General features: G+C 73.8%; 13 protein-coding genes. 7 read left to right on the top strand and 6 right to left on the bottom strand.

Translation table 11 applies throughout. The annotated features are described in order from the left end of the window. Positions 1–127: 127 nt before the first annotated feature. Both FXF50_RS02745 and FXF50_RS02740 read right to left on the bottom strand, forming a co-directional pair. Positions 128–1,702 carry a Na+/H+ antiporter gene (locus tag FXF50_RS02745; RefSeq protein ID WP_187399481.1) on the bottom strand — a complete coding sequence of 525 codons (1,575 nt, stop codon included), beginning with the start codon at positions 1,700–1,702 and terminating at the stop codon, positions 128–130. A 77-nt stretch (positions 1,703–1,779) separates the two neighbouring features. After that, entirely contained in the window at positions 1,780–2,400 is a 621-nt protein-coding gene (locus FXF50_RS02740; protein WP_148425575.1) for an L-threonylcarbamoyladenylate synthase, read from the bottom strand. A gap of 119 nt (positions 2,401–2,519) precedes the next feature. Here FXF50_RS02740 and FXF50_RS02735 point away from each other — a divergent pair, with 119 nt between their 5' ends. Further along, positions 2,520–2,843 (top strand): hypothetical protein, encoded by a 324-nt coding sequence (locus FXF50_RS02735; protein ID WP_148425574.1) that lies wholly within the window; start codon positions 2,520–2,522, stop codon positions 2,841–2,843. Positions 2,844–3,025: 182 nt separating this feature from the next. Then, positions 3,026–4,135 (top strand): glutamate--cysteine ligase, encoded by a 1,110-nt coding sequence (locus tag FXF50_RS02730; RefSeq protein ID WP_148425573.1) that lies wholly within the window; start codon positions 3,026–3,028, stop codon positions 4,133–4,135. Positions 4,136–4,146: 11 nt separating this feature from the next. Here the strand turns inward: FXF50_RS02730 and FXF50_RS02725 are convergent, their stop codons facing one another. Together FXF50_RS02725 and FXF50_RS02720 are read right to left on the bottom strand one after the other, a co-directional pair. Next, on the bottom strand, positions 4,147–4,422 hold the full coding sequence (locus FXF50_RS02725; RefSeq protein WP_148425572.1) for a YegP family protein: 276 nt from the start codon (positions 4,420–4,422) through the stop codon (positions 4,147–4,149). A 44-nt stretch (positions 4,423–4,466) separates the two neighbouring features. Next, the gene (locus FXF50_RS02720) at positions 4,467–6,251 is read right to left on the bottom strand and encodes an N-acetylglutaminylglutamine amidotransferase (RefSeq protein ID WP_148425571.1); all 1,785 of its coding nucleotides are present in this window, start codon (positions 6,249–6,251) and stop codon (positions 4,467–4,469) included. 264 nt (positions 6,252–6,515) lie between these two features. Here FXF50_RS02720 and FXF50_RS02715 point away from each other — a divergent pair, with 264 nt between their 5' ends. Further along, a complete protein-coding gene (locus tag FXF50_RS02715) occupies positions 6,516–9,998 on the top strand; it encodes a glycosyl hydrolase (RefSeq protein WP_255509849.1) in 3,483 nt (1,160 codons plus the stop codon). Positions 9,999–10,041: 43 nt separating this feature from the next. Here the strand turns inward: FXF50_RS02715 and FXF50_RS02710 are convergent, their stop codons facing one another. Then, on the bottom strand, positions 10,042–10,422 hold the full coding sequence (locus FXF50_RS02710; RefSeq protein ID WP_148425570.1) for a VOC family protein: 381 nt from the start codon (positions 10,420–10,422) through the stop codon (positions 10,042–10,044). A 37-nt stretch (positions 10,423–10,459) separates the two neighbouring features. Beyond that, a complete protein-coding gene (locus tag FXF50_RS02705; protein ID WP_148425569.1) occupies positions 10,460–11,086 on the bottom strand; it encodes an SGNH/GDSL hydrolase family protein in 627 nt (208 codons plus the stop codon). 283 nt (positions 11,087–11,369) lie between these two features. On the opposite strand from FXF50_RS02705, the gene FXF50_RS02700 reads away from it, so the two are divergent. From FXF50_RS02700 to FXF50_RS02685, 4 genes are read left to right on the top strand one after another with little or no spacing between them, the layout of a single operon-like run. Further along, positions 11,370–12,533 carry a sensor histidine kinase KdpD gene (locus FXF50_RS02700; protein WP_148425568.1) on the top strand — a complete coding sequence of 388 codons (1,164 nt, stop codon included), beginning with the start codon at positions 11,370–11,372 and terminating at the stop codon, positions 12,531–12,533. Continuing rightward, positions 12,533–12,982, top strand: coding sequence for a roadblock/LC7 domain-containing protein (locus tag FXF50_RS02695; RefSeq protein ID WP_222865968.1), 450 nt, complete (start codon positions 12,533–12,535; stop codon positions 12,980–12,982). The genes FXF50_RS02700 and FXF50_RS02695 overlap by 1 nt, the downstream gene beginning before the upstream one ends. A 20-nt stretch (positions 12,983–13,002) precedes the next feature. After that, the gene (locus FXF50_RS02690; RefSeq protein WP_148425567.1) at positions 13,003–13,344 is read left to right on the top strand and encodes a DUF742 domain-containing protein; all 342 of its coding nucleotides are present in this window, start codon (positions 13,003–13,005) and stop codon (positions 13,342–13,344) included. Further along, positions 13,322–13,927, top strand: coding sequence for an ATP/GTP-binding protein (locus FXF50_RS02685; RefSeq protein WP_187399480.1), 606 nt, complete (start codon positions 13,322–13,324; stop codon positions 13,925–13,927). The genes FXF50_RS02690 and FXF50_RS02685 overlap by 23 nt, the downstream gene beginning before the upstream one ends. The last annotated feature ends 14 nt before the right edge of the window (positions 13,928–13,941 follow it).

Genomic DNA, 13,941 nt, shown 5'->3' with positions numbered 1-13,941 from the left:
TCTGCGGCTGTACGCGAAGTTCGGCACGCAGGAGAAGCTCACCCAGCCGGTGCGCAACGACAACTGCGCCGGCTGAGCCGACGGGCCGGGCGGGGGACGCCTGCCGCGCGGGTAGGTGTGCTGACGCTCAGTCCTCCGGCTCCGGGCCCAGCAGCCGGATCTCCTCGATGTCGATGGCCGCCTGGAGCTGCCGCAGCACCACATCGTCGATCTCGTTGCGGTTGCGCAGCCGGGTGACCTCCTGCCGCTTGCGGTCCAGCACGCCGAGGCGCAACCGGCGGGTCATCTCGCGCTCCTCGTCGGCCTCGTCGCTGCGGGGTGAGCGGACGTCATCCAGGTGGTCCTGGTAGTCGGTGCGGAGCCGGTCGACGGTGTCCGGGGACACGCCGACTTCGGCGGCGACCTCGGGCAGCGCGGCCAGGGCCGCCTCGGTGGCCCGGATCCGGGCCCAGCGCACCTCGTGCTCCCGTTCCCGGTCGCCCATCAGGCCGGCCCACCTGACCACGGCCGGCAGGGTGGTGCCCTGCACCAGCATGATCAGCACGATCACCACCACGGTGACGAAGATGATCAGGTCGCGCTCGCGCACGGGGGTCCCGGCGTGCGTGGTGACCGGCACGGCCAGCGCGGCGGCGAGCGAGACCGCGCCCCGGAACCCGGCCCAGCCGATGGCAGTACGGACCCTGGCGTCGAAGCGACGGGCGCGGCGGGACTCCCGGCGGTCCAGGCCCTGCAACCCGGCCACCGACAGGTGTACCCAGATCATCCGGGTGGCGGTCACGACCAGGACGATCAGCACCGCGATGCCGAACGACTCCAGCGGCGAGTGGCTGGTGATGCTGCGCAGCGCCCGGGGCACCTGCATGCCCAGCAGCACGAAGAGGCTGCCGTTGATCATGAAGGTGGAGAGGTCCCAGAACGCGTACGCGGTGATCCGCGAGCGGGCCCGGATCACCCGGGGCCCCGCGTAGGAGAGCACGAGGCCGGCGACCACGACCCCGAGCACCCCACTGGCGTGCACCACGTCGGCCAGCAGGAAGGCGACGAACGGGGTGAGGATGCTCAGCCCACCCTCGCGCATCGGGTCGTCGACGTGCTTGCGGATCAGGACGACGGCGCCGCCGACGAGCAGGCCCGAGAGGACCCCGCCGAGCGCCTTGCCGACGAACTGGCCGCCCAGTTCCAGCGCGTTGGGCACCGCCCCGCCGACGATCACCCCGACGGCCACCGAGAACAGCACCAGCGCCGTGCCGTCGTTGACCAGGCTCTCCGTGCGCAGCGTGGTGAGGATGCCGCGGGGCATCCGCTTGGCCAGGCCGGCCACGGCGGCGGCGTCGGTGGGCGCGAGCACCGCGCCGAGCACCCAGGCGGCGGCCGGCTCGACGCCGAGGGCCTGGGCCGCGTACGCCACGGCGACCATCGTGAGGATCACCAGCGCGACGGCGAGCAGGGCGATCACCACGAGGTTGGCCCGGATCTCCCGGAGGCTGATGACCAGGCTCTCCCGGTAGAGGATCGCCGGGAGGAAGAGAATCAGCACCACCTCGGGCTTGAGGATCACGTTGTCGAATGGCGGCAGCAGGCCGAGCCCCGCCCCCATGGCGATGAGCAGCACCGGCGGGGCGACGCTGTACCGGCCGCCGATGGTGGTGCCGATGAGCACGGTGGCGCCGAGCACCGCGATCAGCACGAGTGCGCTCATGCCGTACCCCCGTCACCCGTCCGCCGGCTCCCACGGTGCCGCACGGGCGCGGCGCGGCGGGCTGGAACGACCGATCGCTACTCGAAGCGGGACGGGTCGGCGGCGCCGCGGCGCAGGATCTCCGGTTCCGGCCCGGACAGGTCGACCACGGTGGTCGGCTCCAGGCCGCAGTCCCCCGCGTCGACCACGGCGTCGACCAGGTGGTCAAGCCGTTCCTTGATCTCCCAGCCCTGGGTCAGCGGCTCATCCTCGCCGGGGAGCAGCAGGGTGCTGGAGAGCAGCGGCTCGCCGAGTTCGGCCAGCAGCGCCTGGGTCACCGTGTGCTTCGGTACGCGGACCCCGACGACCCGCCGCCGCGGGTCCTGGAGGCGCCGGGGCACCTCGGCGGTGGCCGGCAGGATGAACGTCCAGCTGCCCGGGATGGCGGCCTTGACCTGGCGGAAGACCGCGTTGCTGAGCTTGACGAACTGGCCGAGCTGGGCGAAGTCGGCGCACACCAGCGTGAACGGGTGCCGCGCGTCGAGGCGGCGGATCTCCCGGATCCGCTCGACGCCGGCCCGGTTGCCCAGCCGGCAGCCCAGGGCGTAACAGGAGTCCGTGGGGTAGGCGATCACGCCGTCGGCGCGGAGCAGGTCCACGAGCTGCCGGAGCACCCGGGGCTGGGGATTGTCCGGGTGCACGTCGTAGTACCTCGCCACGTCGACGAGCCTATTCCGAGGGCCGGGCGGAGGCGAGCGGAGAAAATCTCGCGTGACCAGGTTTGGCGTACGGGCGTTCTGGAAACAGAGGGGCGGCTCAAATGAGGGGGGACCTTTCCATGTCCGAAGCCAGCACAGACCGCGCCGACCGTCCGGCCGAGGTGACCGATCCGCTGTTGTGGGGCCTGTCCACCGCGGTGGCCGACGCCCACCAGCCCGACGAGGACCAGGTCTGCGTCAGCCCGAGCTGCGTCGGCGCGGCCTGGCCCTGCGCCGCCTGGAACAACGCCCAGGAGGGGCTGCGCGCCGCCCGGGCTCCGCGTCCCGCGCCGCCGGCCGCCGCCGCGACCGGGGAGCCGGGCCACGCCGACCCGCTGACCGGCTGGTCCACCGACCTGGTGCCGGCCCCCCGTTCGGAGGCGCTCGCCGTCAGCGCCGCCTGACGGCGCCGCCCGAGCGAGGGTGCCAGGGGAAACGTCCACCGGCACGCGGGGACGCGCCGTACCGTCGAGGTGAAGCGGCCGGCGCGTCCCGCGGTGCGTCCGTCGCCGACCTGCCCGCGCGGCACGCCGGCTCACCTCCGACCGCCGCCGAGCGTGCGCCCGCCGGACCCGGAGGTGAGCCCGTGGCGCCCGTCCCGGCGGTCCCCACGCTCGGCGTGGAGGAGGAGTACCTGCTCCTGGATCCGGTGACCGGGCAGAGCCTGCCCGTGGCCGACCGGGTGCTCGCCGCGCTCGCCGGCCCGAGCCGGGAGCAGAGCCGGCCGGAGTTCCGGCACAGCATGGTCGAGATGGTGACGCCCATCTGCACCGACCTGGCCGAGCTGAGGGAGCACCTGGTGACGCTCCGCCGGGCGGCGGCCGAGGCGGCCGAGGCGGCGGGAGCGCGGCTGGTGGCGGTGGCGGCGACGCCGGTGTGCGAGCCGCACCGGTCGGTGCCGGACAAGGACCGCTACCGGGCCATGTCGCACCGGTTCGGGCCGGTGGCGCACGACCCGGCGGTCTGCGGCTGTCACGTCCACGTCGGGGTGCCCGACCGCGAACTCGCCGTACAGGTCTGCAACCACCTGCGGCCCTGGCTTCCGGTCGTGCAGGCACTCACCGCCAACTCGCCGCTGCACGACGGGCGGGACACCGGCCACGCGAGCTGGCGCGCCATCCAGTTCGACCGCTGGCCCAGCGTGGGGCCGACCCCGCACTTCGACTCGGCGGCCGACTACGACCGCACGGTCCGGGACCTCGTCGACGCCGGCATCATGCTGGACGCCCAGATGGTCTACTGGTACGCCCGCCCGTCCGTCGCCTACCCGACGGTGGAGATCCGGGTGGGCGACGTCTGCCCGACGGTCGACGACACCCTGCTGGTGGCCGCCCTGCTGCGGGCCCTCGTCGCCACGGCGGCGGAGGACGTGCACGCCGGCCGGGCCGCGCCGCGGATCCGGGACTGCCTGGTGGCCGCGGCGCACTGGCGTGCCGCGCACGACGGGGTGGACGGGGACCTGGTCGACCTGCGTGCGGGCGGGTCCCGGCCGGCCTGGGAGCTGATCGACGACATGGTCGCCGCCGTGACACCCGCGCTGGCCCGCTACGGCGACCTGGACGTGGTGCACCACCAGCTCGACCGGCTGCGCCGCGAGGGCAGCGGGGCGACCCGGCAACGGCGGATCCTCGCGGACACCGGCGGGGACGTCCGGGCGGTCCTGGACGAGCTGGCCGCCCGCGCCCTCGACGCCTGAGCCGGCGACGGTCAGACGGGCGGGATGCCGGACCGCCCGATCCGGGCCAGGTCGGGTTCGCCGTCGACCGTCCGGCTCGGTGGCGGGGCGGTCGGCCCGGCCGGCTCGGTCGACTCGGTCCGGTCCTCGATGGCCGCGCCGCCGACCTCGCGCATCAGGTCCGCGACGACGGCGAGGGCGGTGGCCTTGTCGGCGTACTCCCGGCCGGTGGCGATGACCTGGCCGTCGTCGCCCACCAGCGTGAACCGGTAGCCGCCGGTGTCGACGGCGGCGATGAGGAACTTCACCCACGCCCCTTACCCGGGCGGCGGGCGGCGACACTCCGGCCCGGTCAGTCGATGCCGTGGGCCTGCAACCACAGCTCCAGCAGCCCGAGTTGCCAGAGCTTGTTGCTGCCGGCGGCGGCCTGCGCACGGTCGGGCTCGGCGAGCAGTTCCGCCACGTACTCCGGCCGGAACAGCCCTCGCCGCCGGGCGGCCGGCGCGGCGAGGGCCTCGGCGACCAGGTCGTGGACCGGGCCGTCGACCTTGCGCAGCGCCGGGACGGGGAAGTAGCCCTTGGGCCGGTCGATCACCTCGGCCGGCAGCACCGACCGGGCGACCTCCTTGAGCACGCCCTTGCCGCCCCGGGCGGTCTTGTGCTCGGGCGGGCAGGCGGCGGCGAGGGTGACGAGGTCCTGGTCCAGGAAGGGCGTACGCACCTCCAGCCCCCAGGCCATGCTCATGCTGTCGACCCGCTTGACCGGGTCGTCGGGCAGCAGCAGGTGGGTGTCCAGGCGCAGCACGGCGTCCAGCGCCGTCTCGGCGCCGGGTGCGGCCAGGTGCGCCGCCAGCACGTCGCGGCTGGCGTCCCGCGGGCAGGCGTGGGCCGGGCCGACCACCCGGGCCAGCTCGTCGTGCGTGCGGTCGAAGAAGGCCTCGGCGAAGGCGTCGGCCACCGCGTCCCGGGCCACGCCCACCAGCGGCTGGTGGTAGCCGTAGCCGGCGAAGACCTCGTCCGCGCCCTGGCCGGACTGGGCCACCTTGACGTGCCGGGCGACCTGCTCGGAGAGCAGGTGGAACGCGACCACGTCGTGGCTGCCCATCGGCTCGGTCATGGCCGTGACGGCACGGCGGACCGCCGGGACCAGGTCCTCGTCGCCGAGCCGGATCCGGTGGTGGTCGGTGTCGAAGGCGGCCGCCACGAGATCCGAGTAGTGGAACTCGTCGCCGCCCTCGCCGTCGCGGCCGCTGAAGCCGATGCTGAAGGTCTGGAGGTGGTGCTGTCCGGCCTCGGCGAGCAGGGCCACGATCATGCTGGAGTCGAGGCCGCCGGAGAGCAGCACCCCGACGGGCACGTCGGCCACCACGCGCCGCCGCACGGCCGTCCGCAGCGCGTCCCCCACGGCCGCCGTCCAGTCCCCGGCGGTCAGGCCGGCGTGCGCGGGGTCCCGGACGTAGTCGGGCCGCCAGTAGACGCGCTCGCGGGACCGGCCGTCGGCCTCGACGATCCGCAGGGTGGCCGGTGGCAGCTTGCGCACCCCGCGCAGGACGGTGCGCGGCGCCGGCACGATCGAGTGCCAGGACAGGTAGTGGTGCAGGGCCACCGGGTCGATGTCGGTGTCCACCTCGCCGGCCCGCAGCAGCGCGGGCAGCGTGGAGGCGAACCGCAGCCGGCCGGGCGACTCGGCCAGGTAGAGGGGCTTGATGCCGAGCCGGTCGCGGGCCAGCACGAGGCGGTCGCGCCGGTGGTCGACCAGGGCCACCGCGAACATCCCGACGAGGTGCTCGACGAAGCGCTCGCCCCACTGGGCGTACGCCACGAGGATCACCTCGGTGTCGCCGGTGGAGCGGAAGGTGTGGCCGGCGGAGATCAGCTCCTCGCGCAGCTCCGGGTAGTTGTAGACGCAGCCGTTGAAGACCAGCGTCAGCCCCAGGTCCTCGCGGGTCATCGGCTGCGCCGCCGCGTCCGACAGGTCGATCACGGTCAGCCGGCGGTGCCCCAGCGTCACCCAGCCCGCGGGGTGCAGCCCCTCGCCGTCCGGGCCGCGCGAGCGCATGGCCCCGGTCATCCGCTCGACGGCGGCGGTGTCCGGCCACGAGCCGTCGAAGCGGGCCTCCCCACTGATGCCGCACATGGTGGGCGGCCACCCCCGTCGCTCGGTACCGGCCGGCGGGCCGCGACTACCCGCGGCGGCGTCCGAGAAACCTGATCGTGCTGGTCAGGCGGCTTCCGGACGGTACGCCAGGATCGACCGGACGGGGTCAGAGAGCGCTCTCTTCCGACATGAAACATTGACGAGCGCGTAACCAGAACTTAATCTCGCTCCTCAAGAGAGCGCTCTCACGACCGGCCGGACCACACCCCGCACCTCCACTCCCCCCTGGTGAAGGGAACCCCCATGACACTCCCCCTCCGGGACCTCTCGCCCGGTGATCCTCCAGTGGCGACCCCCACCTGGCGCACCGGCGGCCGGCGCGCGCTCGCCGTCGCCGCTGCCGCGTCCGTCCTCGCGGCCGGCGTGCTCGGCGTCGTGGTGGCCGGCGGCGGCACCGCCACCGCCGGCACGGTCGGCGCGGGCAGCTACACCGAGACGCTGCCGCCCGGCGCCGTCCTCCCCAGGGGCTGCGGCGACATCAGCACCAACCCGCGGCTGTTCACGACCGCCGACGCCCCGAAGGGGGCCATCCCGACCGACGACTGGTGGTCGTCGCTGATCTGGAAGCGCAACAACTGCGCCACCAGCGAGAACATGCATGCCCACCCGCTGGCCTACCACGCGGAGAACAACGGGCTCGGGCTGTCGTACACCACCACGCCGGCGATCAGCGGCAGCCCCACCGGAGTCGGCGAGTACCACTTCCCGTACACCGAGGACGTCCGGGTCGGCGTGGCCGGGCTCGCCGCGCCGGTCGTCAAGGCCGCCGACTGGACGGACTGGACGGTCACCGCCGACTGGAGCGACGGTACGCGGACCATGCGCGCCACCATCGGGCACGGCCTGCCGTTCAGCTACTACACGGTCAGCGGCGGCGCCGCGCAGCTCACCGCCACTGACACGCCCACCGTGTGGACCAACTCCGGCTCGACCATCGGCTTCACGGTCCACGGCCACGACTACGTGGCGTACGCGCCGACCGGCGCGACCTGGAGCGTCAGCGGCGCCGGCATCAGCTCCACCCTGGCCGGCAAGGGCTACTTCTCGGTGGCCGTGCTGCCCGGCGGCGCCGACCGGGGCGCCCTCGCCACCGAGTACGGCCGCTACGCCCACGCGCACGTCACCGGCACGAGGATGACCTACGCGTACGACCCGGCGACCGGCGCCGTGCGCACCACGTACGCCGTCACCACCACCCCCCGCGAGGGCACCGAGACCCGGTCGGTGGTGGCGCTCTACCCGCACCAGTGGCGCAGCCTGACCGGCGCCACCCCGATCACCCCGACGTACGTCTCGGCACGCGGCGCCATGCGGGTCCTCACCGGCGTCTCGTCGTTCACCACCAGCATGAGGTACACCGGCGTGCTGCCGGAGGTGCCGGCCGTCGGCGACTCGTCCGGCGCGGACCTCACCACGGTCACCAATTACCTCAACGCCGAACTCGCCAACCCGGAGGGGATCAGCGGCAAGGACACCTACTGGGCCGGCAAGGGCCTCGGGCGGGCCGCCCGGATCGCCGAGATCGCCGACCAGCTCGGCCTCACCACCGTCCGCGACGCGGCGGTCGCCGCCATGAAGGCCCGGCTGACCAACTGGCTCACCGCGAGCTCCGGCGAGACCGGGCAGCTCTTCCACTACGACCGGAACTGGGGCACGCTGATCGGCTACCCCGCCTCGTACGGCTCCGACGAGGACCTCAACGACCACCACTTCCACTACGGCTACTTCGTGGCCGCCGCCGCCACCGTCGCCAAGTTCGACCCGGCCTGGGCCGACGACACCCGCTACGGCGGCATGGTGGACCTGCTCATCCGCGACGCCAACAACTACGACCGCGCCGACAGCCGCTTCCCCTACCTGCGCGACTTCGACATCTACGCCGGCCACGACTGGGCCTCCGGCCTCGCCCCCTTCTTCGCCGGCAACAACCAGGAGTCCTCCTCGGAGGGGATGAACTTCGCCAACGCCCTGATCCAGTGGGGACAGGCGACCGGTGACACCGCCGTCCGCGACGCCGGGGTCTTCATCTGGACCACGCAGGCCGCGGCCATCGCCGAGTACTGGTTCGACGTGCGCGACGAGAACTTCCCGGCCGCCTTCGGTCACCGGACCGTCGGCATGGTGTGGGGCGACGGGGCTTCCTACTCCACCTGGTTCTCCGCCGCGCCCGAGATGATCCAGGGCATCAACATGCTGCCGATCACCGGCGGCCACTTCTACCTCGGGAACGACCCCGCCTACGTGAAGGCCAACTACAACGAGCTGGTCACCAACAAGGGCGGCCCGCCGACGGTGTGGCAGGACATCCTCTGGGAGTTCCTGGCCCTCGGGGACGGCGACCAGGCGCTCCAGAACTTCCGCGCCAACAGCACGTTCGCCAGCGAGGAAGGGGAGAGCAAGGCACACACCTTCCACTGGATCCGCAACCTGGCCGCACTGGGCACCGTGGACCCGACGGTCACCGCGAACCACCCCCTCGCCAAGGTCTTCAAGAAGGGGACCGCCCGCACGTACGTGGCGTCGAACATCACCGCCCAGCCGCTGACCGTGACGTTCTCCGACGGCACGACGCTGGCCGTCCCGGCCGGCCGGACGGCCACCTCGGGCGCGCTCACCTGGAGCGGCGGCAACGCCACCGGCGGCGTCGTCGTCCCCACCGGTCCACCGCCCACGGGTTCACCCACGCCCACGCCGTCGCCGACCAGCCCCAGTCCCTCGCCGACCAGCCCCAGCCCGTCGCCGACCACCCCGCCCCCGTCGCTCTCCCCGACCCAGTACCTGCTTCCGGGTGGGGCGCTCGGCGGCACGGCCGGGGCGGCCGGCACGGTGTCGGTGGCCGCCGCGAACGGCAACCACGACGGCGTCCCGACCAACCCGCAGGTGTTCACCGCCACCGGGCTGACCGGGGCGTACAACGGCGGGTCGACCGTGTTCGACCTGGCCGTGGACGCCGGCACCACGGTCGGCAACGGCGTGCAGGCCCGGGTCTCGTACGACCTGACCGGCGACGGCACCGCCGACCGGGTGGAGACCTACTCCTACTACGCCACCGACCCGGTGGCCGGGGTCGAGCACTACCGGCAGACCCAGGGCCTGAAGTCGGCCACCGGGACGCTCGGCAACCTCGCGGGCGGCACCGTGAAGGTCGAGGTCTGGAACGCCATCGGCAGCGGGGCCACCTCGCTGGGCGTCGGCAACTCCTCCCAGCTCGTGCTCCCGTACACCGGAACCGGCCCGACCACGCCGCCGCCGGGAGGCTTCGCCGCGGACCTGTACCTGACCGGCCAGACGCTGACCGGCGCGGCGGGCGCCGCGGCCGGCGTGCCGGTGCCCGCGGCCAACGGCAACTGGGTCGGCAGCCCGCACAACCCGCTGGTCTACACGGCCACCGGGGTCACCGCGGCCTACGCCGGCGGGCAGACCCGCTTCGACCTGTTCCTCGACGCCGGCACGACCGTCGGGAACGGCACGCAGGTACGGGTCTCCTACGACCTGACCGGCGACGGCACCTTCGACCGGGTGGAGACGTACCAGTACTTCGCCACCGACCCGGTCACCGGGTGGGAGCACTACACCGAGGCCCGCGGGCTCTACTCGGGCGTGGGCACGCTCGGGAACCTGGCGGGCGGGACGGTGAAGGTGGAGGTGTGGAACGCCATCGGCGGCGGCGCCACCACCCTGGGCACCGGCAACCGCTCGAAGCTCACCCTGCCGTACACCGCCTGACGGCTCCGGCGGCGCCCCGGCCCACGGCGGCCGGGGCGCCGCCTCAGTCCCAGACGGTGGCGGTCGCGGCGAACAGCTCCGGGTCGCTGGCCACCGGGATCACGCAGAGCAGGTGACCGCCCGGCGCCCGCAGCACGTGGCAGTCGAGCCACCGGGAGACCGGCGTGGCACCGAGGTGGACCAGCCGGTCCACCTCGGCGGCCACGTCGTCGGTCTCGATGTCCAGGTGGTGCCGGGGCGCGTCGTCCACCGACTGCACCGCGGTCACCAGCCCGGGAACCACCTCGACCAGGCCGGTGAACTGCGGCTCGGCCGGGTCGGTGCGGGTCGGCGCGCCGAGCGCCGCGGACCAGAACTCGACCGCCGGCGCGGCGGCGTCGCGGGGGGCGTCGAGGATCAGGGCGTACAGCCGGGAACGGTGCATCGGCCGAGCTTAACCACGATCGGCGTCGATGGCAGGCTCAGGCCGACGGGCTGACCGCCCGCAGCCACGCCTGGGCGATCAGCGCGTGGCCGAACGGGGTGGGGTGCACCCCGTCGCGAGTCCACACCCGCCCGTCCACGTCGGCGGCCCGGAACAACTCGTCCACCGCCACCAGCGTCGCGCCGAACTCGGCGGCGAGCTCGCGGACCACCGCGACCTTCGGGTCGAGGTCCTCCCGCCACGCGTGCTGCGCGTCGTCCAGCGGAACCACGAACGGCTCGACGAGGACCAGCCGGGCGTCCAGCGGCCGGGTGGCCTCCAGCACGTGCCGGTAGTCGCGGGCGAAGTCGGCGGCGCTGGTCGGGTCGTCGCGGGTGTAACGCCGCCAGGTGTCGTTGATGCCGATGAGCACCGACACCACCTGCGGGGCGAGGGCCAGGCAGTCGGTCTCCCAGCGGTCCCGCAGGTCGCGTACCCGGTCGCCGCTGATCCCCCGGTTCAGGAAGGTGGCCCGGTGGTGGGGGTGGCGGGCGGTGAACCAGGCGGAGGCCATCATGGCGTACCCGGTGCCGAGGTCGTCGGCGCAGGACCGGTCCCGGCCGGCGTCGGTGATGCTGTCGCCGATGAAGAGCACCCGGCCGCCGCGCGGCACCTCCACCGTCATCCGCCCGTCCCCCGCCCGCTCGACGCCGTTTCCATGATCATGCCGCACGCCGCTCGGGTCGATTTCAGCGGCACCCGGATGACTCACGGCCGACCCGCCGGAAAAATCCGCCGTACGGCTGTTGCGTTTCACGGCCGGGGAACGATCACCCATCTGTGACAGCGTGGCGACCGGCGTGTGAAAACCTGCCCAAGTTGGCCTGCACCGTTGCAATCGGCGCACACCCGGTGGTTGACTGCTGCACCATGCCAGAGCCGAAGATCACGGACAGGCCGGTTTTTTCGTGAGAAGCACCGAGATCACCCGGCGGAGCACCTGGCGGCAGCGGGCGGCACGCTGGTTGGATCCCACGGTCGCCCGGTGGGACGTCTCTCCACCGGAGACACCCGAACCACCACCGCCCGAGGAGCGCGGGCCCGGCCCGTGGCCCGCCATCTGCGAGCAGTTCGCCCTCCGGATCCTCGCCTCGGCGTACCAGATGGGCGCGCACCTGGAGGCCGTCGAGGCCGACGAGCAGGACCCGGAACGGCTGGAGCGGCTCTACCGCATCGACCACGCGAACACCCGGATCCGGCGGCACGCGGAGAACCTCCAGGTGCTGCTGGGCCGGCGGGTCGAGGACGCCGACCCGCAGACCGTCCCCCTCGTGGACGTGGTCCGGGCCGCCGCCTCGGCGGTCGAGCACTACCCGCGCATCCGGGTCGGACACGTGGTCGAACTGGCGGTGGTCGAGTTCGCCGCCGACGACGTGATCCGGGTGCTCACCGAACTGCTGGACAACGCCACCCGGTTCTCCCCGCCCACCGCCCCGGTGACCGTGTCGGCGTTCGTCACCGAGGACGGCGGCGTCCTGCTGCGGGTCGAGGACGCCGGGGTGGGCCTGCACCCCGACCACCTGACCCAGCTCAACGCCCTGCTCAGCGGTCGGCCCGCCGCCCCGGTCGCGCGCGACCCCGCAGCCCACCTCGGGCTCGCCGTGGTCGCCCACCTGGCCGTCGCCCACCGGCTGCGGGTCGCCCTCACCACCCGACCCGCCGGCGGGACCACCGCGACCGTGGCTGTTCCCGGCGCGCTGCTCTGCGAGATCCCCGCCCCGGGCCCGGCCGCCGCGGCGCCCGCACCGCCGCCGGCCTGGCCACCGGCCGGGCACCGAACCGACCCCTGGAGCACGCCGATGGCCACGCCCCAGCACCGCGCCGACACCCCGACCGTCCGGCTGGCCACCCTCGACGCGCCGGCCGGCGAGCCGCCGCCCACCACCGGGCCGCCCACCACCGGGCTGCCCCGGCGGGTGCCCGAGAGCGTCCGTGACCGGGAACCGGCGCCCCGACCCGCCGCCGACACCGGCGCCGGCTCCCCACCCGAGGCGTGGCCCGACGAGACGGCCGCCTTCGCGGCCGGCGTCAGCGACGCCCGCACCCCCACCGACGGAGAAGGACGGCACTGATGACCCACGCGTACCCGGGAACCGGCGCCGGCAACGGGATGCCCGACTGCGCCTGGCTGATCCGGCAGTTCGTCGAGGACGTGCCCGGGGTCAGCCACGCGATGCTGGTGTCGCTGGACGGCCTGCAACTGGCGGCCTCGCAGGGCGTCGGCCGCGATCTGGGCGACCAGCTCGCCGCGCTGACCGCCGGCCTGCTCAGCATGGCCGACCGCAGCGCCGCCCTGCTGGAGCTGGGCGCCGCCGAGTACCTGACCGTCCGGCTGCCCCGCGGGCACCTGCTGTTCATGCGGGTGGGCGAGTCCGCCGGCCTCGCGGTGGCCGCCGCGCCCGGCTGCGACCTGCGGGTCGTGTCGTACCGGATGACGCAGTTCGTCGGCGCCGTGTGGCACGCCCTCACCCCGGCCGTCCGGCACGAGCTGCACCGCATGACCGCCGCCCAGGCCCGCTGACCGGCCGGAGGACGAGGATCATGCAGCTCAGGTACTGGAAGGTCCGGCCGTACGTGCTGACCGCCGGCCGCACCCGCACCCGCCAGCCGCTGCTCGTGCACACCCTGGTGTCGGTGCCCTACTACGACGCCGTGTTCGCCGCCGGCCTGCTGCCCGAGGCCCGCTCCCTGTACGAGCAGGCCCGCCGGACGGCGCGCTCGGTGGCCGAGCTCTCCGCGGTGTGCGGGATCTCGCTGGGGGTGACCCGGGTCGTCGTCGACGACCTGGCCGCCACCGACCGGCTGCTGGTCCACACCGACCACGACAACGTCGACTTCCGCCTCCTGGAGAGACTGCGCGATGGCCTCCGCAAGCTTGCCTGACAGCCCGCTGCTGACCTCGGCGAAGATCGTCATCGCCGGCGGTTTCGGGGTCGGCAAGACCACCTGCGTCGGCGCCATCTCGGAGATCCCGCCGGTCAACACCGAGGCGTGGATGACGGCGGCCAGCGAGACCGTCGACCGGCTGGACCCCGGCATCGACAAGACGACCACCACCGTGGCCATGGACTTCGGTCGGCTCACCATCGGCCCCGACCTGGTGCTCTACCTGTTCGGCACGCCGGGCCAGCCCCGGTTCTGGCCGATGTGGGACGACCTGTGCCGGGGCGCCGTCGGCGCACTGGTGCTCGCCGACACCCGCGACCTGGCCGCCTCGTTCCCGGCCGTCAACTACTTCGAGCAGGACAGCGACGTGCCCTTCGTGGTCTGCGTGAACCTCTTCGACGGGGTGCTGCACCACTCCCTCGAGGACGTCCGCGCCGCGCTCGCGCTGCCGGCCCGCGTACCCCTGACCGCCTGCGACGCCCGCGACCCGTCCTCGGTGGCGCGGGCGCTGCTGACGGTCGTGGAACACGCCATGTCCCGCACCCCCCGGCCCACCGCGGGCGCGCTCGCGGCGCGGTAGCTCAACCCCTGGAG

This window comes from Micromonospora sp. AP08 (genome assembly GCF_008085935.1).
Taxonomy (GTDB): Bacteria; Actinomycetota; Actinomycetes; order Mycobacteriales; family Micromonosporaceae; genus Micromonospora; species Micromonospora chersina.
The sequence above is the reverse complement of the archived record's forward strand: the minus strand, read 5'-3'. Positions and strand labels throughout refer to the sequence as shown.

Bases quoted from the DNA above. Each gene is read 5' to 3' on its own strand.
- FXF50_RS02745 (WP_187399481.1), bottom strand. From the start codon at position 1,702: ATGAGCGCACTCGTGCTGATCGCGGTGCTCGGCGCCACCGTGCTCATC.
- FXF50_RS02735 (WP_148425574.1), top strand. From the start codon at position 2,520: ATGTCCGAAGCCAGCACAGACCGCGCCGACCGTCCGGCCGAGGTGACC.
- FXF50_RS02720 (WP_148425571.1), bottom strand. From the start codon at position 6,251: ATGTGCGGCATCAGTGGGGAGGCCCGCTTCGACGGCTCGTGGCCGGAC.
- FXF50_RS02715 (WP_255509849.1), top strand. From the start codon at position 6,516: ATGACACTCCCCCTCCGGGACCTCTCGCCCGGTGATCCTCCAGTGGCG.
- FXF50_RS02710 (WP_148425570.1), bottom strand. From the start codon at position 10,422: ATGCACCGTTCCCGGCTGTACGCCCTGATCCTCGACGCCCCCCGCGAC.
- FXF50_RS02705 (WP_148425569.1), bottom strand. From the start codon at position 11,086: ATGACGGTGGAGGTGCCGCGCGGCGGCCGGGTGCTCTTCATCGGCGAC.
- FXF50_RS02695 (WP_222865968.1), top strand. From the start codon at position 12,533: ATGACCCACGCGTACCCGGGAACCGGCGCCGGCAACGGGATGCCCGAC.
- FXF50_RS02690 (WP_148425567.1), top strand. From the start codon at position 13,003: ATGCAGCTCAGGTACTGGAAGGTCCGGCCGTACGTGCTGACCGCCGGC.
- FXF50_RS02685 (WP_187399480.1), top strand. From the start codon at position 13,322: ATGGCCTCCGCAAGCTTGCCTGACAGCCCGCTGCTGACCTCGGCGAAG.